Source organism: Dyadobacter fermentans DSM 18053, assembly GCF_000023125.1.
Taxonomy (GTDB): domain Bacteria; phylum Bacteroidota; class Bacteroidia; order Cytophagales; family Spirosomataceae; genus Dyadobacter; species Dyadobacter fermentans.
The window spans coordinates 2191087-2215241 of the sequence record NC_013037.1; the positions used below are offsets into that span (position 1 = coordinate 2191087).

A 24155-nucleotide genomic window follows, 5' to 3' on the forward strand; every position below is an offset into this window, starting at 1 on the left:
ATGCAAACTTACCTGCGGGGTTTCCTGCTACTGACTCTCATGCTGGCCGGCGGCTTTCTCCCCAAAGCCGCCGGGCAAAAGCCCAACATCATTTTCATCATCGGCGACGACATCAGCTGGGATGACATCGGGGCTTATGGGAATGCCAAAATAAAGACACCGAACCTGGACAAACTGGCTAAGGAAGGGCTCCGATTCACCAACCTTTACCTCACCGCCAGCTCGTGCAGCCCGAGCCGGACGAGCATTCTCACAGGCCGGTACCCGCACAATACCGGCGCGGCGGAACTGCATTCGCCCCTGCCCGCGCATCTCGCGTATTTCCCCGAACTGCTTAAAAAACAGGGTTACTTTGCCGCATTGGCCGGAAAATGGCACGAGGGGCCTAACACACGCCGGGCATACGACACACTGCTCGTAGATAGGAGAGCCAATGGCGAAGGCGGTGAAGCACAATGGCTTAACCTGCTCAGGGCAAGGCCTAAGGACAAGCCGTTTTTCTTCTGGCTCGCGCCATTCGATGCGCACAGGCCGTGGTCGGCGCGCACCGAGGGGCACCAGCATGATCCGCAAACTGAAATAGTAGTTCCGCCGACGCTGGTCGATGACAGGGAAACGCGGCAGGACCTGGCGCATTATTACAATGAAATTTCGCAACTCGATCATTACGTTGGTCAGCTGCGCGCGGAGCTGGTGCGGCAGGGCGTGGCCGAGAACACGATCATCATTTTCACTGCGGATAATGGCCGTGCATTTCCGGGCAGCAAAACGCGGTTGTATGATGCGGGTGTGAAAACGCCGTTTATCGTGAACTGGCCTGCGGGTATCCGCCCCGGGCAGGTTTGCGAAAGCCTGGTGAGCAGCATCGACATCGCGCCGACCTTGCTGGAACTGGCCGGTACCCAGCCCACAGAATCGTTCCAGGGCCTCAGCTTTGCCCAGCTTTTGAAAAACCCGGAAAAAGCATTCCGCAAATATGTTTTTGCCGAACACAACTGGCACGATTATGCCGCTTACGAGCGCTCGGTACGCAGCAAGGATTTTTTGTATATCATCAATAAAAGGCCTGAGCTGGACAACGGAGGGCCTATTGACGCCAACCAAAGCCCATCGGCCAAAGCGCTGAAAGCGCCCGGCAAACTGACCGTCCTGCAAAAGGACGCATTGCTGAAACCCCGCCCCACAGAAGAATTTTTCGACAACCGGAAAGACTCGCTGCAAACGCACAATGCAATTGCCAACAAATCCTACGCCGCACAACTGGCCGAACACCGGGCGATACTCGAACAATGGCAGCAGGAAACCGGCGATACCGAGCCGAAATCCATCACGCCCGACTGGTACCATCGCGAAACGGGCGAGCCGGTGGCCAGCAACGGCCAGCGCGGAGAAATTCCGGGAAGCAGCAAAAAGGCAGACCATGTCAACCGGAAAGGGCCATTTTAGCCTTCTCATCGGACCCGGAGTTCCCAAAACCGGCCTTGCAAAAGAAAGTTGATGACAAGTAGATCAAAGCCGCTTCACTTCTTATATATAGAAAAATTATATATCAGCGGTATCTATGAACTTGTATCAACCATTTTGCATTGCTCTATTTCTTTCGCTTGTCACGCCTGCCCTGGCCCAGGATAGCAGCAAGCCAGCGGGGATGGCGGCGCCACTGAAAAGCATTGCCGTGAAACTGGATTCAGCTGATCTGGCGGGAAAAGCCAATGTGGCTACCATGCGGAAGGCGCTCGACAGGCAGTTTAAAGTGTTGGGGATCGGAGAGCAATCGCATGGTACTTCGGAATTTTTCACGGCGCGGCTGATGCTGATCGAAGCACTGGCCGACGATCCTGCGTTCACCAAAATCGGGTTGGAAGCGCCTATGGCCGAGGTGCAACAGCTGAACGCCTTTTTGCAACAAGGTCGCGGTGATTTGCAGGAAATCCTGAAATCGTTCCGGCTGTATGGATATGAATGTGCGGAATTCGTGCACCTGGTTGAGCAGGTGAACCGGATCGGGAAGGCGCGCGGCAAGGCCATCCGCTTTTTCGGGTTCGATATGCAAAGCCCGTTCCAATCGTTGCAGAATATGGCCGACGCTGCCGCGACCAAAGATGTCGCCGATTCGCTGAAAGCATTACAGCAAAGCTATGGAATGCTGAACAATGAGATTTACAACCACATGTTTACCCAGGCAGATTTTGCGGAACTGGAAGCATCGAGCAACCGCGTGCTTGCCCGCCTGGAAGCGACAGCGTCGAAGAATGCGTTGGTCCGTAAAAGCATGCGTAACTACCGGCAGTTTCTCCTCCTCAATGACCCCGTGCACGCGCATTCGGGCGCCGCGCAGGCCGTGGTGCGGGATTCGTTGATGGCCGAAAATGTACTGGCTGAAATGGAGCCGGGCTCCAAAATGGCTATCCTGGCCCACAATGGGCACTTGCAGCGTACACCGAATGTGTTTTCCAAAAGCGCCGGTTTATTTTTGGCGCAAAAGCTCGGGGCCGGTTATCAATGCATTGGAATCACAACTTCTTACGGCTTCTACACGACCTATAACCCAACGGCAGGCCGGATCACCGACCAAAATGAAGTAGTTGCCGGCGATGCCGCTACTTTCGAACATCATTTGTCTGCTTTGGATCAACCGGTATTCTTTTTCAGGACTGCCCGGCTTAGATCCCAAATGCAGGGCAAGTCTCTGCCTCGTCGGTACCGGCTGCTCGTTTACGGCCTTGCCGATAACCAGTTTTTCGACGGTAACCTGCTCGACGACTTCGACGCCGTGCTTCACATCAGGCACACTTCGGGCAACCGCAGCTTCTACCTGTCACAATAATCCGGGCTTATTTACTTCCAATTACTTCAAAGTCATCCTCGACATTATCAGCGCGGGAGGGCCGCCGGATCGTACCCGAAAAAAGATTCGGTATGCCATTTATTGGAAATACCTGGTTAATAGCCGTATTTGTGCTGCTAAACAAACGACTATGTATCAGCCTAAGATGGAAGAAGACCTCGGTTGCGGCATCCGGGTCGCGTTTAAAGTTTTTGGCGGCAAGTGGAAGCTTTGCATTATCGACGCGATCAACCGCGGCATCACCCGGCCCCATGAAATTCACAAGGAGATCAGGGAAGCGCCGCTGAGAGTGATCGAAATGCAGCTGGCGGAATTACTGCAACATCAGATAATCGAGAAATCTGCATTCGACGTGTTCCCGAAAAAAACCGAATACCGGTTAACCCCGCTCGGCGAATCGGTCCTTCCTATTCTCTCACAAATTGATCGCTGGGGTACAGAAAATTCACCGATTGTCCTTTCAGCATCGGCCGCGCCTGCGCTCCATTGATCTTAATGGATTGGAAGATATTTAGGCTGTGTTTGGTAAGCCCATTCATGGAACTGCTTAACTACCGGGAGTCAGCCGGTAATTGCTTTGCAGTGATCCGGTAATAATGCGTACTGTATCCGAATTCGTCATTTTGCCCGAAGGCAAAACTAAACCCCAGTTTCCCGAGAATATTTTCCGAAGCCTTATTCTCCGGGTCAATGGACGCATAAATTTCGTCGAGCTTTATCCTATCCAGGCCGAACTCAATCATTTTCGCACCCGCTTCGGTCGCCAGTCCCAAATTCCAATATTGCTTTTTCAAAGCATAGATCAATTCGATTTTATCGATGTTTTTGGAATAAACGAGCCCGCAATATCCGATCATTTCATTGTCAGATTTATTCACGACCGCATAGTTGCCGAACCCCTTGGTTTTGTAATTGTTTTCCGTAACCGATAACCATTCTCTGACCTGTTCAATGGACAATGGCTTGCCATCGCCTACAAACTGCATCAACACTTCATCGCTGCAAATGGCATACAACTCCATCAGGTCATTTACACTCAATTCCCTGATATAGAGCCTTGGCGTTTCCAATACTATTTCTATTTCACGCTTAAATTCAATAGGAACCCCTATTGCAATATCCATTGTACAATATCTGTACGCCATTTCCCTCCCGACTGTTATATTGTCGGCCTTAATTATCCAATTTGCTTTTCAGGGATTGATTAAATGCTGCGGCGCAAAACGGGCTTCACTAAAAGAAACGCAATGCGTTTAACTAATTTCATTTCGGCGCATACCGGAGTAATGTGATTCCCGTGGGATAGCTCTTGCTCTCAATGAGTTCCAGTTCCTGCTCGTCATTTTGTGAAGGTTCAAAAAGCGGCCTGCCTGCCTTTATCAGCACCGGCACAACTCTCACTTGAATATCATCCACAAGTCCGGCATTTATCAGGGCCTGCGCGATGGAAAGGCTTCCCCACATCACGATATTTTTCCCTTCCTGTTGCTTCAACCGGCGGACCGTATCAACGGGATCGGTTTTGATCACCTGGCAGGCCTCCCATTTTCCCCAGGGCGCCGTGTCCAGCGACTTGGAGAATACGAGCTTCTGCGTTGTGTTTAACCGGTTGGCAATCAGCTCCGTTTCCGGGTCTACATCCGGCCAGTATCCGAGGAACAATTTGTAGGTATTCGCGCCGAGCAGGATTGTATCGATGCCTTCCATGAATGCAAGCAAATCATCATCAGACCCTTCCGCATATTTGGGACTGCTGAAAAAGTCCGTAGTACCATTCCGATCCTCCGCATAACCATCGAGGCTGATCCACTCCTGAAGAATTACCTTTCTCATTGTTGCTGGTTGTTAATGGTTATTAAATTCAAATCAACCAGATGTGATTGCACTTAATAACCTGATGTTTCAGTACAAATTTAGCCCATCATCGCAATGGCGAAAAAGGGCAAACCAGACAATGTGCGGGTCATTCGGGACACAATATTAAATGGAAATTCCAAGTCATCACTGCCGCTTGCTACCGGTGGCTGCGATTTATTTTACTTCAAAAAAAGCTCATTCTCCGCGGGCTTTCTTGCTGGTGGGTTAAAAATACCTGACCAGGTAAAAAATGGCCCAGCCAGTGAAGCTGATCAGTAAAATCCAGATCCAGGCCGGAATGCTATGCGGCGTTTCGCTGCCGGTAATGAGAAATTTCTGCTGATCCCCTTTTCCGTAAGCATTGATCATCAGCGGCAAGATGCCGTCCACCACCGCGTTTTCGTGAATGCCTTCCACGGCAATGGCCGGGCCGTTCCGCACCTCGAAGGGAATGATCCTGATCCCTTCTTTGCCGGAAGGATCTTTGCTGACAATTTTGAGCGAATGCTTGCCATCGACAAGCTTCCGTGTGTCGAGCTCAAAGCTGACCGGCGCATCCAGTACCGCGACGGGTGCCGGATCATCGTCGACGAAAATGTGAACTTTACTGCTATCGTACATCGGCGGAAAGATTCAGAATGCGTCTTTTAATGTGGTGATCCGCCTTTTCACCGGGACGGATCAGCCATTTGACCGAGAAAAACAGCGTCAGCAGCACTATGGCCGCCATTACCAATGATCACATAATCCCACCGGCTTTCCGGGCCGGCGCGATGTGTAATGCCCCGCAGCGGCTTGGGCTGGTTTTCGCCGCAAACGGGACAGGCGTACGCAGCCGACGCAACGATCAGACCGGGCATTGTCAGACAGATTTTTCTCATATTTTTCATGCTTATTGAACAGGGATTTCCTTGATTGCCCCGATCAACCGGGCAACATCTTCGGCCGTAACGCGGGACGCATTGTTACCCCAGCTCGTGCGCTCGTGGTTCATGATCGCCGCGATTTCTTCCGGTTTCAGGTTGGCATTCGTTCCCACAGCCGGCATGATCCCGAACTCGGGCTTTGCGTCGTAGCCCTTCATAATGATCGCCAGCATCATTTTCGGGTCGCTGTCCAGCACGATTTTACTTCCTTTCAATGGCGGGAAAGCTCCTTTCAGACCTTCGCCGTTTTCCTGGTGGCAGGCCTGGCAATGCGTGGCGTACCATGCTTTTCCGTCGGGCAGGGCGTCCGGAGCGGGTGCGGCGACATTGGTTGGTGTTTCTGCTTTTGGGTACAAAAACGCCGGTGCCGCGGCGGGATCGGGCAATGCGGTTTGTTTCAGCGATTGCAGGTAAGCCACCAGTTGGAGCGCTTCGGGTGTGGCGATCAGCACGCCGGCGCTCTTTCTGAACCGGTCGGGAACATTTAACAGTGTTTCGCCATCAGCGGCTTCCGGTTTCCACTCGAAAAGCCACGGGTAAGAAGGCATGATTGATTCCTGGACCACAATCCTCGGGTTGTACAAATGCACCAGGTTCCATTCCTTGCTGGGCTGGCGCGCGCCTGCCGAGGTCAGGTCGGGGCCGGTGCGCTCGGTGCCCATGAGCGTGGCGGTGTTGCGCCAGAAGTCGGTCCGGCCGATCAGCGCATAGTCGGCGGGCAGGCCGGGCCGTTCGCCCCACATTTTGTCCATATCCACATTGCGCACCTGCTGCGTATGGCAGGCCACACAGCCATTGGCAACGAAAAGCGCCTTGCCTCTTCGGGCATCGTCGCTGGGCGGCTCGCTCCCCGGCAATGGCGCATTGTCCCGCTCGTTCTTGATGGCCGGGATTACAGCAACGAAGGCTGTTAATACCAGAAACAGGCCCAATGCGCCGCCGAAGAGCTTATGGTGATTGTCGAAGAAGTGCATTATCTATTGATCCGGTAGAGGTTATACGCGAAGAACAAATGCGAGAGCCACATCAGGCTGCCGCCAATCGCCCGCCAAAGCCAGTAGGGCGCCATCAGCACCACGCTATCGATAAACGGTTTTCCTTCCATCCACATCAGGCCGCGCAGAGTGCTGCCGTACATCAGCGGGAAGGTGTAAAACAGCAGCCCGATGAGCGCCAGCCAGAAATGCGCTCCCACGGTAACCTGCGGCGGCTCCTTGCCGGTCAGCCGCGGTGCCAGTGCGTAAATAGCCGCCCAAAGCAGGAACGAGATGATCCCGTACATGGTCAGGTGTGAATGGGCGACGGTGAAGTCGGTGAAATGCCAAAGCAGGTTGGTGTAACGGAATGCCTCGGCTGTGCCTTGCAGGGATGCTGTGAAGTAAAATACGACGCCCGTCAGGAAGAACGGCAAGGTGTAGCTGTCGGCGATTTTGTGCCATCCTCCCCGGAAAGTCATCAGGAATTGTCCTGGCCTTCATTCCAGTAATAGCTGTCGGGGTAGATGCGCTCACCAAATATGGCCGTGCCCACGCGGACGATCGTCGCTCCTTCCTGGATGGCTGTTTCCAGGTCGCCGCTCATGCCCATGGAAAGCTCCGCCATTCCGACGCCCGGAATATTTTCACTGATAATCTGCGACTGAATGCTTTTTAGTAATCTGAAACACTTCCGAACCTGCTCGTTATCAGCACTGAACAGACCGATCGTCATCAACCCTTTGATATGCAGGTGCCCGCAGCAGGCTACCTGCCGCACCAGATCGAGCGCCGCTTCCGGCGCGACCCCGAATTTGCTTCCCTCGAAAGAAGTATTTACCTGAATAAACACATCCATATGCCTGCCCTCGAAGGCCAGCCGCTGTTCCAGCTTTTCGGCAAGCTCCAACCGGTCGACTGACTGGATGCAGCTCACATTGTATTTCAATACATCCTTGATTTTATTGGTCTGCAAATGCCCGATGAAGTGGGTCTGATGCGGGATGTCCGACAGCGCCTCGTATTTGTCCCTGATCTCCTGCACTTTGTTCTCGCCGATCAACGTCTGCCCGGCCAGTAGCGCATGCCTGATCCTGTCGGCAGGCACCGTCTTGGTCGCCAGTAAGAGTTTAACGGAATCCGCCGGTCTGCCACTCGCTTCGCAGGCGCGGGCTATCCGGTCGAGGATATGGGTCAGGTTTTCGATTACAGGGTCATTCATCCGGTTTATGTATTAACGCCTATTGTTGATGACGAAGCTAGTCGAAAACTGCACTGCAATTATGATGCAGTTTTGCTAAATAATGCTAGTCCAGGCGGCTGGTAAGCGGTCCACCGTCGTGACAGGTTTCGCAAAAGTACCGGAGCGGGAAAGGGCCGGCAATGGAGGTTTTGGGGAGTCTGTTGTACAAATCAGGATCGAACCCTGGCCAGCCTGGTGAAGCTGATCACAAAAAAAGCCGTTTCCATAACAGAAACGGCTTTCGTACACGATCTCAGATCCTATTGGTAACCATTATTCAAACTTCGCTCCACCACCGGCACCGGCCACACGAACGCTTTTGAAGTATAAGGCGTCGCTCCGGCGCCGCGGTCGCCGTTGCCTACCTCCTTTTTCATCGCCCTGAGGTAGTCGATCCGGTCGCCTTCGCAGAACATTTCAATCAGCCTTTCGTCGCCGATCATTTGCTCCGTGACGTTGCTTTCCGTCACGAAATTCGGTGAAGATTCGTAGGCAACTTTGGCTACGGCAGCATTCCAGGCGCGTTTCCGGACGATGTTCAAATCCGCAGCGGCCTGCTTTTTATCACCGGCTTTGAATGCACAGGATGCACGCGTGAGGTACATTTCGGCCAGCCTGATCTGCGGCACGTTGGTATAGCCCGCTTCCGGTCCCCGGGCCGATTTGTCGGAGACGATGGTGCGCCAGGTGAGGTTTACGCGGGTTTCATAATACCGGTTCGGCAGGCGCAGTGCCTGGGGCACATTGGCCGGCTCGCGCACGAAGCAGAGCTGCGTGAAGCGTTTGTCCCTTTTTGCCGCGATGCCAATGGTGGTATCCGACTTCGGATTCTGCATCCAGCCCAGTCTTTTCAATGTTTCGTAGTCCATGTGCGTGGCCGTCCAGCCGCACACCGTTTTTTGAAACATATTGGAAAAACAGGTCGCATGCAGGTTTTGCTTGCCGTAAGTGAGGTCGTAGCTGGGAATGTACATAATCGTTTCCTTGCCGCGCGCCAGCATGCTTTTGTTGAATGCCTCGATCGGCTCTTCGCTCAGATCATAGTCACCGCCGTTTTTATCAATCACAAACGAAGCAAATTCCAAAGCTTTGGGATAGTTACCCATCGCGAAATGCGCACGCGCCAGCATGGCCGCCGCGGCAAATTTGTTGGCACGGCCCGCCTGGTAGGAAGCATGCATTTTGCCCGCTACAAATCGCTCCGGCAGCATCTGGTATGCCTTGTCGAAATCAGCCAGCACCTGGTCCCAGATTTCCTGTGTAGTACCGATCTTGGGCGTGGATGCATCTTCGTAAGAAGTCGCTTTGGTGGTGCGCAGCGGAATTTCCCTGGCATTGTTCGGGCCGCCGGGAACGTAAGCGGTGCAGAATGTGGTAGCCGCCATATAGTACGCGAAACCCCTCAGAAAATGCAATTCGCCCACGATCCTTTCCAGGTTATGCTTTTGATCATCGGCTGTGATCTTGGGAAATGGCGCGCCGCCGGCATCGTCAACAAACTGCAAGGCATCATTCACCGACGATATCGCATTGTAGCTGGTGTTGAAAATATCATCCGTCCAGGCCTTGTTCGCCTCGGTATCCCGGTACCAGCCCCAGGTGCCATCCCCGGGCGTGGACCACGCTACATCGTCGGCTACTGCGTTTTTATACAAATACCAGTAATTGTACACGTTGCCCCAATCCCCTTTGGCGAACAGGAGCGCATAAGGCCCGATCACCGCCCGGTCGAACTCGCTGAGTTTCGTCCAGGGACTTTGCACAGGTCTTTCCAGTTCAAAAAATTCTTCGTTTTTACAGGCGCTGAACTGTAAGAGCATGACTGTAAAGAGTAATATCTTTTTCATTTTTGCTAATTAAAATTTGATCGATACCCCAAGTGTCGCCGAGAAGAGTTGCGGCAAATCCCATTGATAAACCGTGCTCTGCCCTTCGGGGTCCCAGCCTGGATATTGGGTAATGGTATAAAGGTTTTCGAAGGTTGCGTAAAACCGCATGTTCTGGAGAAAACGGCGTTCTTCGGACAGGCGCGGGATGGAGTAGCCCAGCGAAACCGATTTTAGCTTTACAAAATCTCCTTTATACAAAAACTGATCGGTGTAAATGCGCGGGTCGCCCAAACCTACGATGGTGCCATCTTCCATCTTCACATTGCCTTTCCAGGTCAGTCGCTGGTATTTGGCCACGTCGCCCGGCTTGCGCCAGTAGTTGTCGTACACATCCTGCAACTGCTCTCCGTTTGAATTCTGCACGGCAATGTCGCGCCGGAAAATGTCGTAGATATAATTTCCGCCGGAGAATGTGACGAGGAAACTGAAATCGAAATTCTTGTAGCTCAGCCGGTTGGTAATGCCGCCGTAATATTTCGGAATTCCGTTCTTGTTTTTGAGATGGAACATATTGTCGTTCACATTCGCGCTGTTCGAGATCAGCAGCACGTCCTGGCCCTCGGTATCTTTGAGCCGGCGCGTTTCACCGGTGGCTGCATAATGCTCCTTATCCAATGCATAAATCTGCGAAATACCTGTTTGCGGGTCTACATGGGCAAAATCGGCGAGATAGTAATCCCGAACCGGGTAACCCACCTTTGAAATAAAGGGCAGCACAGCCATTCCTTTTCCCGACCGGTCGACCTGCGGTGTGAGTTTGCGGACTTCATTGCGGTTGAATGCGATGTTAAAAGTGGTTTGCCATTTCAGGTTACGCGCTTTCAGATTCGAAGAAGTCACATTCAGCTCGATCCCTTTGTTGACCAAATCCCCGATATTCCCCCAAATCGAGCTGATGCCGGAAGAAGTCGGCAAAGTGCTGGCGAGCAACAGGTCTTTGACATACTTATTATAATAGGCCAGCGATCCGTTAATGCGGTTTCCGAAAAACCCGAAGTCCAGGCCCGCGTCGAAATTGCTGGTCGTTTCCCAGGAAAGATTATTGACCCCAATGGACGTAATGACCGTCCCGTTCGTCCCGAAAATGTCGCCGCTGCCGTAAGCGTAATGATTGGCATAATTAGACACATCCAGATAACCCGGAATGCCCGCATTGCCGGTTTGCCCGTAGCTTCCGCGCAGTTTCAGGAAATGGTTCCGGCCGAAATCACCCATGAACGCCTCGTCGGAAATGATCCAGCCCGCAGAAAATGCCAGGAAAGTCCCCCAGCGGTATTTGGAAGTGAAAACCGATGAACCATCGCGACGGACGCTGACACCGGCCAGGTATTTGTCTTTGAACTTGTAGTTTGCCCTGCCGAAATAAGCCAGCAGATAACGCTCGCCATTGAGCCCGGAGAAAAAGGTGGTCAGGTTGGCCGGCGTGCCAATTTGCTGATAATTGCCCACGAGGTTTTGCCCTTCCATACTCCGGTACCAGGTGCTGGAACGCTGCGCTTCGGTGCCGCCTACGAGGTTGAGCGAGTGCTCGCCGAAGTTTTTGTTGTAGGTAAGAAATACATTGTAATTGATGTTTTTGGAAGTAGACGCATTATCCTCGCCCAGCGAACCATTGGAACGGATGGCGTCGGACACCCAGAAGTTCCGGTTGGCCTGCACAAAATCCATCGAAAGCTGGGTGCGGGCGGATAAGCCTTCCAGAGACCGGAATTTGTATTCGGCATAAATGTCCGTCAGCACGCGGTACATATCCAGTTGCTCCACCATATTGTCCGGGTCGCTGGTGGCGCGGGGGTTGCCGGTGTAGGGATTGTAATACAATGAAGGATTTTCGAGACTGTAAACGGGTTCAAACGGGACTGTAATCGTGTTTACAAAACTGAAACCGCCATTCGTACCGCTTTTATTGCCGTCCTCGCTGGCCGTCCCGTTTTTACCGCGGTTCCCTTTCGACATAGATAGGTTAATTTTGGCGCCGATGTCCAGCGTTTTTAAGGGTTTCATATCAATATTCGCCCGTAACCCGAATCTTTCCAGGTCTTCATTGGTCATGATACTCTTGTCCTTCCGGTAATTCCCCGACACATAATAGCGGGTCAGCTTATCGCCGCCCATCACCGACACATTCGCATTATGAAAACTTCCCGTGCGCGTCATTTCCTTGCGCCAGTCGGTATTGATATTCTCTGCCTGCTCGCGGGTGAGAAATTCGCTTGCAAAAGGTTTGCTTGAATAAAAATCGCTCATTTCGAACCGGCCCAATCCGTAGGCCTGTTTGGACTCGTCCTTCATCTGAAACCATTGCCGGGTATTCAGGAAATCCACACGTTGAAAAGGGAGCTGCGAAATGCCCGTGCTGTAATCCACATTCACGCTCGCTTTGCCTGTGGCGCCCGATTTGGTGGTGACCATAATCACACCATTCGAGCCCCGAGAGCCATAAATGGAAGTGGCTGCCGCATCTTTCAAAACCTGAATGGATTCAATATCCGACTGGTTGATGAGCGCCATCGGCGACTGGGCAGCCGAACCATTGTTGCCGATCGAAATGTCCGTCCAGATAGGCACGCCATCGATAATCCACAACGGACTGGTTCCGGCACTGATCGAGCTGAGGCCCCGAATAGTGATGTTAACCGGCGCCCCAAGCCGCCCCGAGGACGATTGCACATTGATCCCCGACGCCTGTCCCTGCATTAATGCACTGAAATTCGTAGAACCCGAAGGCGTTTCCAGCACGTCGGCCTTGATCGTCGAAATGCTGCCGATCACATCTCTTCTTTTTTGCGAACCATAACCCACCACCACCACATCTTCCAGCGCTTTTTCATTGACTTTCAAAGAAATATCGATACTGCGCCGTGTTCCAACGACCTCTTCCTGAGAAATATACCCTACGAAGGAAAACGTGAGCGTAGCCTGTTCATCGGGGACATCCAGCTCATAGCGGCCTTCCACATCGGAGACAGTCCCGCGCTGCGTGCCTTTTAACACCACACTTACACCCGGCAGCGCTGCGCCCGCCTGGTCGGTAACCCGACCGGAAATTTTGAGGTCCAGTTCCAGCAATCCCTGCTCCTTTTCTGCCGGCTGCACCGCCTTTTCGGCTTTGTCGAGCACAATTTGCCTGCCGGAAACCTCATAAGTCAGCTGCATGGGTTTCAGCAGCCTTTCGAGTACGTGGGCCACGGGTGCATTGGTCACATTGAGGTTCACGCGATGCTCGGCGTCGATCACCCGGGAGCTGTAAATGAATTTGATATTGGAGTTTTTCTCAATGATCTGCAATGCGTGCTTGAACTTCTGATCCACGATCCGGACAGAAATAGTTTGGCTGAGCACATCCTGCGCTTTCATGGTCTCGGCAGAAGCGATACTTACAAAAACAATGAGCAGCAGAAGCTGGTAGAAGGTGCGTTTCATAATCGTCCACAACAGGAGTTGTAATCGTTCCTTTCTTTGCATAAATTCGTTCGTTAAAATTTCCAGAAGTTTTGACATACTGATCCGGTCATCTGCCAGGATGATTCGGGTCTTCGGGCCGGCAAAGCGCTAACTTTGCCGGCTTTCGTTTTTCATGGATAGTAGTTTTAAATCGTCATATGGTTCAGGGTTTTAGGTGATTGATTTGCTTGCGAAATGCGATTTGAAATCAGCGGCAGCCGCGGCCGGACACGATAATTTGCCCATTTACCCGCTCATAACCGGCGTGCACTGCCTTGCATAACAGATTCAGTTTCTCGTTCAGCGGTTCGCCCGTGAGGGAGGCTGTCACCGGGCATGACCCAATAACGGTAGAGTCATATACGACACTGATCCCATAGGCTTTTTCAATGTCCGCGAAAATGGTGCTGATCGGCGCTTCTTCGTATTCAAAACGCATCTCTTCCGCTGGCACAGCGCTGGTCGGCTGCGAGGCGGTTTCCAGTCGCGTGACTTTATCATTGGAATAAACGGCCAGCTGCCGGGCCGTCAGTACCAGGCCGGAAAGCGAGCGGTCACTTTTTGCCGCCTCCGAAACCGGACGATCCGACTTATACACCGATACCCGCCCGGTTGTGACCGAAACCATCGCCTCGGCCTCGCCCGGGTAAGCGCGCACCTTGAAACTCGTACCTAATACCTTGGTAGTGATCCGGTTGGCGTGTACATAAAATGGCTTTTCAGCATTGCGCGCAATCTCAAAAAAGCCCTCGCCGGTCAGATACACCTCGCGTGACGATGCTTCAAATTGCTGGGGATAGGAAAGCCTGCTGCCTTTTTTAAGGATCACCGAACTCCCGTCCGGCAGGTTCACCAGCGTAACCGGTTTGTTTAGGTTTTCAACCTCCACCAGATCATATTTTTCGGACGCTTCCGCCACAATAGCCTTATAATCGCCGCTTGCGTCACGGTTTTGTTTTGTCAAAAACCAGCCTGATACCACCAGCAACACCGCCACACCAGCCGCTGCCACCCAGGCAGGAACGTAGGACCACAGCTTCCTGACCGGACGTTCCGCAGCGTCGATCCTGTCAAAAATAGCGGTTTTGAGATCATCCAATTCCGGGTCGGAGACCTGCACTTCCGGCATATTCTGCGTCAGCAGCACCAGTTGGCGCGCGGTTTCCACCGCTGCCCTTTTGAACGGATAGGTTTCAAGCCAATCCTGCCAGAAAGCCTCCGCAGCAAGATCCGTCGATTTGACCCAGTGGATGAAAAAATCGTCACCGGCAAAATCCTCCGGCTCGTATTCCAGGTAGTTGTTCATTGGTATTAAAACAGGAAATAATTATCCTCACAATGAACAGATGAGCGCAGGCCCGACTTACTACCAAAGAATTTGAAAGTTTTTTAGAAAAATTTTCCAAAAAATGAAAAACACAACAGAAAACAGAGCGTCAGGCTATTTCTGAGCTTCCTTAGCGCATTCTGCAACGTGTTGGCAATGGTTTGCTCCTTTAAATTGAGCATTTCGGCTATCTCGCGGATTTTGAGATCGGAGTAGTATTTCAGAGAAATCACTTCGCGCTCGCGCTCGGAGAGCAGGCGCAGGGACTGGCTTATACGGCTGCTTCGCTGCGTTTCGGTTTCGCTTGTTACCCAGTCGGTTTCCACGGAAGCCTGCGTTTCGGCAAGGCTTTCCATTGCGTCCATTTCCACGTCCGTGCGCTCCGATTGTGCGATGGTTTTGAGAATGGCGCGGCGCAGACTGCGGTAGAGATAAAACTTTACCCGGACCTGCGGGGCGAGGTTGCTCCGGTACGTCCATATATCGACAAAAACGTCCTGAATCGCATCTTTCACCAGCTCCTTGTTGCCGCAGATCCGGTAACCGTATATGAGCAATGGCTTGGCATAAATATCAAAAAGACTGCCCAGCGCATACCGCTCACCCGCAATGATGCCCAACCAAAGTTGCTGCTCTTTGGCTTCGTCCTTTTCGCTGTACTGATATCCCGGCATATCCTTATCACCATTCGGTAGTATTTTGATAAGAATTATTTGTCGGTTTCTACTGAACGTATTATGCTTTTCTCATCCGGGCAGTTTTCGATACCAGATTTACAATCTGATAAATTCCACACGCCGGTTGTTAGCCTTCCCGGTCGGAGTGTCATTAGAATCTATCGGGGAAGATTCGCCCTTCCCGTCCGTTTGAAGCCGGGTGCCATCTATCGCAAAATGTGCCTCCATTGCCTTTTTGACGGCTTCGGCACGACGCATTGAAAGCTGAACGTTGCTCTCGTCGCTGCCGTCGGCATCGGTATGCCCTACAATCTGCACTTTTACGCCCGGGTTTTCCTGCAACACCTGCGCTACATCTTTTAATGCCCCGTACGACAGCGGTAGAATTTCATCACTATTCACATTAAACTGGATGCCATGGGTTGTGAACCTGCCTTCGGTGACCAGTTTGTTGCGGGTATCGGCAGCGCCGACAGCCAGAATGATGTTTCCAATAAAGAACGCGCCCCCTTCTTGGCTGAAATCCGGATTTTTTGCCGTGAATGCGAGGGTATTCAGCGTCGCCATCGGGTCCAGCGCCCGGGGCAAGTCGAGAATCTTCGTACTGTCCAGGTACACGCGAACACGCTGCTTTTGACGCCAGATCGCCACTTTCACCGTATTTTTATCCGTCCTGAACTCCGGCACGCCGTATTTGTACTGCTTGCCAATCAGGTTTGTCGAATAATGCAACTGGCCTTTGTCGGCCGAAGTCGGCGAAAACCCAATTTTGAAACTGGGCGACTTGATGTGGTCAGATTCGGCCAGATCAAACTTTTGGTCAGTATCGTCAGCTTTCATGAGACTGATCATCAACTCCCCGATGTTGGATACCTGCTTGTTGCCCAGCAAATCGAATTGCAGTGTAAAATTGTTTGGCAGACTGTCTAGCTGCTCGGGGTAAAAAATGCCGTTTTGATTTATTCTGAGCCATTTTCCCTGCCGATTGGCTATTGTCACAAGTTCCGCGCCCGAGCGGGTGTTCCAGTTTGCCGGAAAATCACCCACCGCATCCTGAGAGAAATCTTCATGCATGATCACCTTGCTTCCCGGGATAAAATCAAAGGCAGAGTAGGAAGTCAGGTCAGCTACTGGCGGCTTGCGCCCGGCATCTGCATTCGCATCGTCGCTTGCCTGCGCGGCGGCACTGCTCGTTTCGGAAGGGTTATTTTCCGGCTGCGGGCTTCCGGTGGCTGTTGTGGTGTCTTTCTGTTTCTTTTTTTCAAGCGCTTTGTCGATGGAGTGATCCACCTGGTCCACCACTTTTTGTTCTACCCTGTTTCGGATGCGGTCGAGAAGTTGGGCCTCACAAATGCCGCCCATGGTGCAGAGAATGCCGATTAGAAAAAGCTTTTTCATGTAAGTCAATTATCAAGTCGCCCAAAGTTACAAGCGAGTCTGCAAACAAGCTATCCCTGAAATCAGCTATTTCTTTGAATCAGATCCAAGATTATGCGCCCACGCCGACGTAGAATGCTTGCGACTAATTGGCCATCAGCCGTTGGCATTTGCGCAGGATCGTTTCGCCGGCGGGCGCTACTTCCTGCGCGGCATTGGACAAAATCACTATACCGAGTTGCCGCTGGACGTCGAATCCTACAAACGAACGGAACCCGCCGGTTCCGCCTGCGTGATGGAAATAGGCCATATTCTTATCCGCATTAATCCGCCAGCCAAGGCCCATCTGATGGGTTTCACTTTCAAATGTCGTCTTTTGCATGAGCCTGGCAGCGCTTGCCATGCTTCCGCTTGCACTTAGCTGTGCCTGGGTAAATCTGATCATATCGTTCAATGACGACCTGATTGCACCCGATCCTTTTAGCGCACCGAGATCCCATAGCGGAGTGGGAAGTCCGTTCTCGTTGTAGCCAACGGCAAAATTTTTCTGATCGGATTTTGATAGTGTAATGGTCGTATGGTCCATTTTCAATGGTCGGCAGATTTTTTCGATCAGCAGTTCTTCGAAGGTCTTCTGCCAGACATTTTCCAGTACAGTTCCCAAAATTCCCGCACCGAGGTTTGAGTATGAAAAGTCCTTCCCCGGCGCTTGAGTTTCCTTGAAATGCATTAAATACTGGTAGAGCGAGTCGCGCCGGTAATGCCTGTAAGGATCACGTGGATCGACTGCGCCCGTAAAAATGTTTGCCGGAAGGCGCGGCAAACCCGATGTATGGTTCGCCAAATGTTTCAGCGTTACGGGATGCTGCTCGTAGCCCAATAATGGAATGGAGTCGGGAAGGAACTGGCTCACGGGATCATCGATATTTACCTTCCCGGACACGACAGTCATACTGAGCAGCAAGGCGGTAAAGGCTTTTGTGACGGAACCAATCTCGAACAAAGTCATTTCAGGATCAGGCAAAAGCTTGCTTTCCATACTTGTGGAGCCGTAACTGAACCTCCTCACGCCGCCTTTGGTAATGACAGCAATGGCAAGCCCACAAGTGTTTTGTTGCTGAATATAAGGCCTGATCACCTGCTCGATCAGGTGATCCAGCGAATCTTGCATGGGATTATTACCTGGCACCCGCCCGGCCTTTTCAAGGGCTGCCCTTGAAACTTCGGAAAAGTTTATCCTCACCAGGCTGTCATTTTCACCGACCTGGATCGAAAATATCTGCCTACCCTCTTCAAATTCAGCCCAATAATCAACCCCTCTATCATTTGCCTCTTTGAAATCAAATTTAACCCACCGCCCCATTTTCGCCCTGAATTTGCTTAAACCCGCCGCAAATTTCTCCCGCGACATCCTTGCCCGGTAAACCTGGGCGGTCATGGCATAAATGCTATCTGCACTTCCAAGATTGAATCGGTCCCGAACAACCCTCGCCAGCGAATCGGACCGCATCCGAACACCCTGCGCGGAACAGACCTCAGCGTTCAGCGAAAGTATCGCGATGATGAAAGCGAGCATGCGGAATGAAGGTGCATTCAGGAACAAGGCTCGGCTAGTTATTTTCGTATTCATAATTTTCAATGCGGCTGGTGCCGCCCGTCGCGGGGATCAAGAGAAGTGTTGTTTGCTTTACTTCCAAACGGGATGTTACTGGATAAGACGGGTTGCGTGGGATGCCGGTTACAAAATGTGCGGGAAAATGTTAAATTGTTTGCGGTAGACGCCGGCCAGGCCTTTCAATCTTTCCGGTGAAAGAATAATGAGTGATGTAGATTGAGCCACCGGGCAATGCGTATTTTTAAATGACCACCCATGAACACAGTTCAATTACAGCCGCTGACCCTGGACGATGCGGCGGTATTTCACAATTTATACAGACCAGCTGATGAAGATCCTGTCGATTTCACAGGCCGCATCTTAGCCGTTTGCGAGCGTCTTTACACGATTCGGCTGAATGCTGAGCCGGATGTGATTATCGGGGACTGTGCCCTGCATCACTGGGACAAGGCAGCGCGAACGATCGAAATCGGTGGCTCGCTTTTGCCTGCTTATTGGGGAAAAGGCTATATGGCCGCTGCATTTTCGCAACTGGAAGTGGTTGCTCAAAACGATTTCAACGTATTGGCCCTGGTTGCGAAAACAGAGCCGTCCAATCAAAACGCGATCAGGTTCGCAGAAAAATTCGGTTTTTCACGCTGTGCAGCTACGGGTGAAGATGTTGTTCTTATCAAACATCTTATAGCCGAAAAGTAAAGAGAAAGCTAGCGGGCCATCATGCGGAATGGGGACCGGGGTGGGATGCTTCCAGTTTGTACACGGCCGTTGATCGAGAATTATTGGCACTTTATTACAAGATGTCCACAAAGAATAGAGTAGCTGAAACATGTAATTTCCTTTGTTGTATTCTATCGGTTACAATTTATTTACCAGCCATGAAATCAACAAAAAGCTATCTTCGTAATTATCTGTGGGCACTGGCGTCAGCCGCGGTCTTATTTTTGAATGCTTGTTCAAAAACCAAAGAGCAAGAGCCCGAAGTATCGCCTGAAAAGCAGTATGCGCTGCGTGATTTGCGGTATTTTGTTTCTGGCAGCACCCAAGTAGATACTACCACGCTGAACTTACAGGATACGACGCTTTTAAACCCCGGCAGTGCATTGATGACCGCGACGTTTGCCAGTGACCTGTCAAGTCTTGTAAAAACCTCCCGCTTTGAAATCAGCAACGCCGGGGCATTGCCGGACGGTATCAATTACAAACATTTCCAGGTGAATCTCCCTTCGGTTTTAAACCCGGACAATTCTTTGACCTATACAACTTTCAAAGCCCCTTTCACCACCACTGTCGCACAGCTCCCGTACAAGACCGGTACCTCCGAAACGCTCACCGTCCATGTCCCCGCCCGGTCCCGCATTGTGGTTAACCGGACCATCCTGGCGGAAAATATCTCCTGTTCTTTCACCGCAACGATTGAAGAAAAAACAACCGGGCAAACTTATCCCATTGAAGGTACCTGGAAAGGGCTGCTCCGGTATGACAACCTGAGCACGAAGCTGACCGAGCAGCCGTTATAGCTCAACGAGTAAACCTTGCACGGCTGCGGCAACTTTGGTTAAGATTTCTCGCCCGCCCTCATTGCTCACCTCCGAAGTTCTGCACCAGGCTTGCGTAGGGTGCTTTTTTGTGAAGATAAGGCTCTGGCGTCAGTCGGGCAGCGCAGCCAAGGGAAGTGTATGCGGGATTCATCAGGTTTTGCCGGTGAGGCGGCGAAGCCATCCATTTTTCCACCACGAACCGTGCATAGTCGGCATAAGTGTATGGAATGCATAGCTTATTATCGCTTTCATTCAGGAACTCGTACTGTTTGCTGGAAGCGTCCCACCGCGCGATCATATAAGTCCCGCTGACTAATGTCTGGTATTTGCCGATGTTCTCGCCCACCCGCCTGAATCTCTTCGTATAAAGATGGACGCGTTGCTGAGCAGTGCGTTCGTAAGGACTATATGGATTGGTATGGTTGAAAAACATGCGGTAGGTCATGGATGTCGCGTGACCGGCAGATGCCAAATATAAACCAGGATCATATTCAAATGGTGGTAAGCCATGTTTCCTCCGCACTTCGTTACTGGCATGAAAGACGGCCGCGTCCAGAAATAACGTATCCGGATGCTGCAATGTAATCAATGCATTGGATTTTGCAGTTGCAAAAAAGCGGGCCTCATCCACAGAATAGTATTCGCCTTTATGCAGGCTATACATTAAACTCGAATGTAAATAGAGGGCGAAAACGACAAGAACTTCCATGGCGTCTCAAAATGACTTTGACTATATTGATTTTATATGGTAAAATAGTAAAAAAATGATATTAATAGAATTTCATAAATTACATATTCGAAATCAAGCATTTCCGCAATGACTTCCCAGGAATACAAATGGCATATCGGTACAATCCAAGACAGGTATCATTTCCTCAATCCTGACTTCCAGCAGGCTGAAAAAATTTACAACTACGAACTAACGAAGGATTCCTTCAATGGCTCGCTTTCTCCCTGGGAAGCGTGGGATTATGAAATTACCGTTTTTTCAGACATCCTATCCGAGCAGCAACTTATTGAATACAAGCGCCATAACAATAATATAATTGAGCTACATAAAGAAGACCTCCGCGAAGCGGATCAATGGAAAGTCGCAGAAATAGAAAACCTCGAAGAAAGAAAACAATTTTACATTAACACGTTTCTGCCTCCACTTTTGGCGCATTTCGAAATTATATTTTCCAGTCGTTTAATGGATCACCAATCCAAAATAAACTTTCTGAAGGGTGAGTATGCGAAATTCCTGGTCAAATCAAGGGGTGAGGCCATTGCAGAACATTTCAGGTTCAACAGGACATTTATGCCTAATGGATTTAAAGCAACCATACTCGAACATAAACTCCGATGTATGATGCCTGCCTATCTCTCCTTTAAACGCCAGATGGACAACCCTACCAAAGAAACCGGAAACTTTTTAATACAATATCTGGATAATCTTTCGGGTGAAACGGAAAGTTTGCTCAAATGCAAAATGAACGAGCTTCACGAATTTTCAATGGAGTTGCTTACTAAACAGTATAATGAAAGCAATTCAGGCAGCATCTGGATAACAGAACGAAACCTGTTCGAGGAAAGAGAAAACTTAATCATGTCACTGCTTTTGTATGATGAAAAGAAATATGATTTCGATGCGTCATAGCTGAAACGTTTTAGTTTACAAAGTCCCGCCTCTTATACTATTCGAAGAGCTTTTTTCCAAAACGGCTTCTTCCATATATATATCTGCGTTTGATATTGAAAGTTACTTGACCAGGGTAAAGGCACCGGCCAGGCTTCCTCAGCGGAGGCCTGGCCGGTGCTTTCACGACCTGGTGGTCCCAAAGTTGACCATCGATGAGCTTTCCCCTGATACAACTCAACAATGGAAAACACCATTGCGACTGCAACCGGATCGACTGACCTTTGACATGGTGAAATACTGTCGACTAATCAGCTATAATTATGGCACTTTATCCTTTTTGCATAATACTCGCCATTGTGGGCATCGGTATCCATTGGTCGGATACAACGCTTATTTTTCACAGGAGCACGGCTGACTCAACGCCGGGTGTAAAGGGAATAGCAAATCTACTCTTCTATCTGGAACGCAACCCTGATGCGAACGCTGTTTGCTACACGGTAAACCTGGACGCCCATGGCCGAATCAATCAGAATGACCCGATTGACGTGTTTTGGTTTCGGTATAACAGAAATCCTGCTAGAAGAAATTTGAATCTGGTTCAAAAAAAATTAGCCTACGGGGTGAAAACCCGGCTTGTAACTGCCGATGAATATGAAGTGAGCATCGTTTCCTTTCCCCAACGGATTCTAACGCTGAAACGATTCGAAGATGGACCATATCAAATATTTACGTCCATCGATGGGCAAGAGTCGGTCTTGTCGAATGTGTATGTAAAATTCAAGTCAGCCAATGCTGCACCTCCTGTGGTAGAATACATCGACTTGTTTGGTAAGTGCAATGTGACGGGCAAACCGAGTAAGGAGCGGATTCTGATTAAGGAATAGCGTGCCGGGCATGAACGTATATGGCGCTCCGCACAGCGGCTGGACTACCTGTTATTCGAAAAACTGTATCAGCCCAGTTGCTGTATGCATCCATAGCTTCACAGTTACAAATTCATAGTTACAATTTCAACAACATCGCAGATCAAACATGACATGGAAAATTACAAATTAACGAACCGTACAGGCTCTCCCGTGCCCGACAACCTCAACACGCTCACAGCCGGTAAACGCGGGCCTGCTTTATTGCAGGATACCTGGTTTCTGGAAAAAATGGCGCATTTTGACCGGGAACTGATACCCGAAAGGCGCATGCATGCCAAAGGCTCGGGCGCGTACGGATCGTTCCGGGTGACGCATGACATCACCCGTTATACGCGGGCGAATATTTTCTCCCGGGTGGGAAAGGAAACGGATGTGTTTGTACGCTTTTCGACTGTGGCCGGCGAACGCGGTGCGGCAGACGCCGAGCGGGATATTCGCGGATTTGCGATCAAATTTTATACCGAGGAGGGCATTTGGGACCTGGTTGGCAACAATACGCCGGTATTCTTCCTGCGCGACCCGCTTCGCTTTCCCGACCTGAACCACGCCGTGAAACGCGACCCACGAACCAACCTGCGCAGCGCGGACAATAACTGGGACTTTTGGACGCTCATTCCCGAATCGCTGCACCAGGTAACCATTACGATGAGCGACCGGGGCTTACCAAGTTCCTACCGGCATATGGATGGTTTTGGCAGCCACACGTTCAGCTTTATCAGCAGCGACCAAAAGCGCTATTGGGTGAAGTTCCACTTCAAAACCCAGCAAGGCATTCAGAACCTGACCAACCAGCAGGCCAATGCGCTGATCGGCACAGATCGGGAAAGCCACCAGCGCGACCTGTTCGATCACATTGAAGCAGGAAACCATCCCAAATGGACCATGTACGTGCAGATCATGGAAGAACAGGATGCCGAAACGTACCCTATCAACCCGTTCGACCTGACCAAAGTATGGCCCCACGGCGATTATCCACTCATCCCCGTAGGCGAGCTTACATTGAACCGCAACCCTTCTAATTACTTCGCCGAGGTGGAACAGGCTGCGTTCAATCCGGCCGCAGTGGTGCCGGGAATCGGCTTTTCTCCCGACAAAATGCTGCAAGGCCGCCTGTTTTCCTACGGCGATGCGCAGCGTTACCGCCTAGGCGTGAACCACCACCAGATCCCGGTGAATGCCCCCAAATGCCCGTATCATTCCTACCACCGCGACGGCCCTATGCGGGTCGATGGCAACTACCACGGCGCTGTCTCTTATTTTCCCAACAGTTTCAGCGAATGGCAAGAGCAGCCCGAATACCAGGAACCACCCTTGAAAATTACCGGCGATGCTGCCCGCTGGGACCATCGCGAAGACGACGACTATTTCAGCCAACCGGGGAAACTGTTCAGGCTGATGAACGACCAGCAGAAAGCGGCGCTTTTCGGCAACACGGCCGATGCGCTGCGAGGTGCCCAGCATTTTATCCAGATCCGCCATATCCGTAATTGCTACAAAGCTGACCCGGATTATGGACGAGGAGTCGCGGCGGCACTCGGCCTATCCATGGAGGTCGTGAGGGATTACCAGGGCTATGAAATGCAGCCGATGACCGCCATTTAATCCGTTTCCGATATTACTCAAAAGCCTTGCCCGATTGGGCAGGGCTTTTTTATAGCTGTCCTTCTGTCACATAGAACAGGCAACTCCGGAAATCACCAGCGCAATCGAAGAGAAAGGATACTTTACTATTGAAATGCAGGGTTGTAAGTAGTATTGCCTCCGGGGCGCATGCCCACCAAAGAGCGTTTCTTCAAAAATTGATATTAACTTAATACTACGTCACTTCTGACTTAACACTGCCGCACTACTTTCGCGGCGGTGTTGGGTGTTTTTTTGGCATTTGATGTGGCG

23 protein-coding genes are annotated in these 24155 nt (G+C 51.0%); 9 read left to right on the plus strand and 14 right to left on the minus strand.

Going from position 1 to position 24155, the window contains the following annotated elements; genetic code table 11:
• From DFER_RS08780 to DFER_RS08790, 3 genes are all read left to right on the plus strand, one after another.
• Window positions 1-1446: a sulfatase family protein gene (locus DFER_RS08780; RefSeq protein WP_015811274.1), complete on the plus strand. Its 1446-nt coding sequence runs from the start codon at window positions 1-3 to the stop codon at window positions 1444-1446.
• A gap of 115 nt (window positions 1447-1561) precedes the next feature.
• Complete coding sequence (locus DFER_RS08785) at window positions 1562-2827, plus strand: erythromycin esterase family protein (protein ID WP_041734849.1); 1266 nt, start codon at window positions 1562-1564, stop codon at window positions 2825-2827.
• A gap of 166 nt (window positions 2828-2993) precedes the next feature.
• Window positions 2994-3338: a winged helix-turn-helix transcriptional regulator gene (locus DFER_RS08790; protein WP_222837319.1), complete on the plus strand. Its 345-nt coding sequence runs from the start codon at window positions 2994-2996 to the stop codon at window positions 3336-3338.
• Between the two features lie 61 nt (window positions 3339-3399).
• Here DFER_RS08790 and DFER_RS08795 read toward each other — a convergent pair whose 3' ends face one another.
• The 13 genes from DFER_RS08795 to DFER_RS08855 form a co-directional block, all read right to left on the minus strand.
• Window positions 3400-3918 carry a GNAT family N-acetyltransferase gene (locus DFER_RS08795; protein ID WP_041734851.1) on the minus strand — a complete coding sequence of 173 codons (519 nt, stop codon included), beginning with the start codon at window positions 3916-3918 and terminating at the stop codon, window positions 3400-3402.
• Between the two features lie 193 nt (window positions 3919-4111).
• Window positions 4112-4681 carry a dihydrofolate reductase family protein gene (locus DFER_RS08800; protein WP_015811278.1) on the minus strand — a complete coding sequence of 190 codons (570 nt, stop codon included), beginning with the start codon at window positions 4679-4681 and terminating at the stop codon, window positions 4112-4114.
• A 249-nt stretch (window positions 4682-4930) separates the two neighbouring features.
• Window positions 4931-5326: a hypothetical protein gene (locus tag DFER_RS08805; protein WP_015811279.1), complete on the minus strand. Its 396-nt coding sequence runs from the start codon at window positions 5324-5326 to the stop codon at window positions 4931-4933.
• Window positions 5327-5373: 47 nt separating this feature from the next.
• A complete protein-coding gene (locus tag DFER_RS08810) occupies window positions 5374-5586 on the minus strand; it encodes a hypothetical protein (protein ID WP_222837320.1) in 213 nt (70 codons plus the stop codon).
• An 11-nt stretch (window positions 5587-5597) separates the two neighbouring features.
• Window positions 5598-6605, minus strand: coding sequence for a cbb3-type cytochrome c oxidase subunit II (locus tag DFER_RS08815; protein ID WP_015811281.1), 1008 nt, complete (start codon window positions 6603-6605; stop codon window positions 5598-5600).
• On the minus strand, window positions 6605-7087 hold the full coding sequence (locus tag DFER_RS29880; protein ID WP_041734853.1) for a cbb3-type cytochrome c oxidase subunit I: 483 nt from the start codon (window positions 7085-7087) through the stop codon (window positions 6605-6607). The genes DFER_RS08815 and DFER_RS29880 overlap by 1 nt, the downstream gene beginning before the upstream one ends.
• Window positions 7087-7827: a YggS family pyridoxal phosphate-dependent enzyme gene (locus tag DFER_RS29885; RefSeq protein ID WP_015811282.1), complete on the minus strand. Its 741-nt coding sequence runs from the start codon at window positions 7825-7827 to the stop codon at window positions 7087-7089. Before DFER_RS29885 ends, DFER_RS29880 begins: the two co-directional genes overlap by 1 nt.
• Window positions 7828-8108: 281 nt before the next feature.
• Window positions 8109-9695: a RagB/SusD family nutrient uptake outer membrane protein gene (locus DFER_RS08830; RefSeq protein ID WP_015811283.1), complete on the minus strand. Its 1587-nt coding sequence runs from the start codon at window positions 9693-9695 to the stop codon at window positions 8109-8111.
• 9 nt (window positions 9696-9704) lie between these two features.
• Window positions 9705-13202, minus strand: coding sequence for a TonB-dependent receptor (locus DFER_RS08835; RefSeq protein WP_187293447.1), 3498 nt, complete (start codon window positions 13200-13202; stop codon window positions 9705-9707).
• Between the two features lie 187 nt (window positions 13203-13389).
• Entirely contained in the window at window positions 13390-14487 is a 1098-nt protein-coding gene (locus DFER_RS08840) for a FecR family protein (RefSeq protein WP_015811285.1), read from the minus strand.
• Window positions 14488-14570: 83 nt separating this feature from the next.
• The gene (locus DFER_RS08845) at window positions 14571-15182 is read right to left on the minus strand and encodes an RNA polymerase sigma factor (RefSeq protein ID WP_015811286.1); all 612 of its coding nucleotides are present in this window, start codon (window positions 15180-15182) and stop codon (window positions 14571-14573) included.
• A 99-nt stretch (window positions 15183-15281) separates the two neighbouring features.
• A complete protein-coding gene (locus DFER_RS08850; RefSeq protein WP_015811287.1) occupies window positions 15282-16583 on the minus strand; it encodes an OmpA family protein in 1302 nt (433 codons plus the stop codon).
• A 124-nt stretch (window positions 16584-16707) separates the two neighbouring features.
• Window positions 16708-18192 carry a serine hydrolase domain-containing protein gene (locus tag DFER_RS08855; protein WP_015811288.1) on the minus strand — a complete coding sequence of 495 codons (1485 nt, stop codon included), beginning with the start codon at window positions 18190-18192 and terminating at the stop codon, window positions 16708-16710.
• Between the two features lie 240 nt (window positions 18193-18432).
• Between DFER_RS08855 and DFER_RS29140 the strand changes: the two genes are divergently transcribed.
• Together DFER_RS29140 and DFER_RS08865 are read left to right on the plus strand one after the other, a co-directional pair.
• Window positions 18433-18873 (plus strand): GNAT family N-acetyltransferase, encoded by a 441-nt coding sequence (locus tag DFER_RS29140; protein WP_015811289.1) that lies wholly within the window; start codon window positions 18433-18435, stop codon window positions 18871-18873.
• A gap of 179 nt (window positions 18874-19052) precedes the next feature.
• A complete protein-coding gene (locus DFER_RS08865; RefSeq protein WP_015811290.1) occupies window positions 19053-19694 on the plus strand; it encodes a hypothetical protein in 642 nt (213 codons plus the stop codon).
• A 58-nt stretch (window positions 19695-19752) separates the two neighbouring features.
• Here DFER_RS08865 and DFER_RS08870 read toward each other — a convergent pair whose 3' ends face one another.
• Window positions 19753-20379, minus strand: a complete 627-nt coding sequence (locus tag DFER_RS08870; RefSeq protein ID WP_015811291.1) for a CAP domain-containing protein — start codon at window positions 20377-20379, stop codon at window positions 19753-19755.
• 153 nt (window positions 20380-20532) lie between these two features.
• Here DFER_RS08870 and DFER_RS08875 point away from each other — a divergent pair, with 153 nt between their 5' ends.
• The 4 genes from DFER_RS08875 (at window position 20533) to DFER_RS30875 (ending at window position 24015) form a co-directional block, all read left to right on the plus strand.
• A complete protein-coding gene (locus DFER_RS08875; protein ID WP_015811292.1) occupies window positions 20533-21354 on the plus strand; it encodes a hypothetical protein in 822 nt (273 codons plus the stop codon).
• 302 nt (window positions 21355-21656) lie between these two features.
• Window positions 21657-22220 carry a DUF4833 domain-containing protein gene (locus tag DFER_RS08880; RefSeq protein WP_015811293.1) on the plus strand — a complete coding sequence of 188 codons (564 nt, stop codon included), beginning with the start codon at window positions 21657-21659 and terminating at the stop codon, window positions 22218-22220.
• A 153-nt stretch (window positions 22221-22373) separates the two neighbouring features.
• Window positions 22374-23864, plus strand: coding sequence for a catalase (locus DFER_RS08885; RefSeq protein WP_015811294.1), 1491 nt, complete (start codon window positions 22374-22376; stop codon window positions 23862-23864).
• A gap of 91 nt (window positions 23865-23955) precedes the next feature.
• Window positions 23956-24015: a hypothetical protein gene (locus tag DFER_RS30875; RefSeq protein ID WP_374754562.1), complete on the plus strand. Its 60-nt coding sequence runs from the start codon at window positions 23956-23958 to the stop codon at window positions 24013-24015.
• Window positions 24016-24155 lie beyond the last annotated feature (140 nt).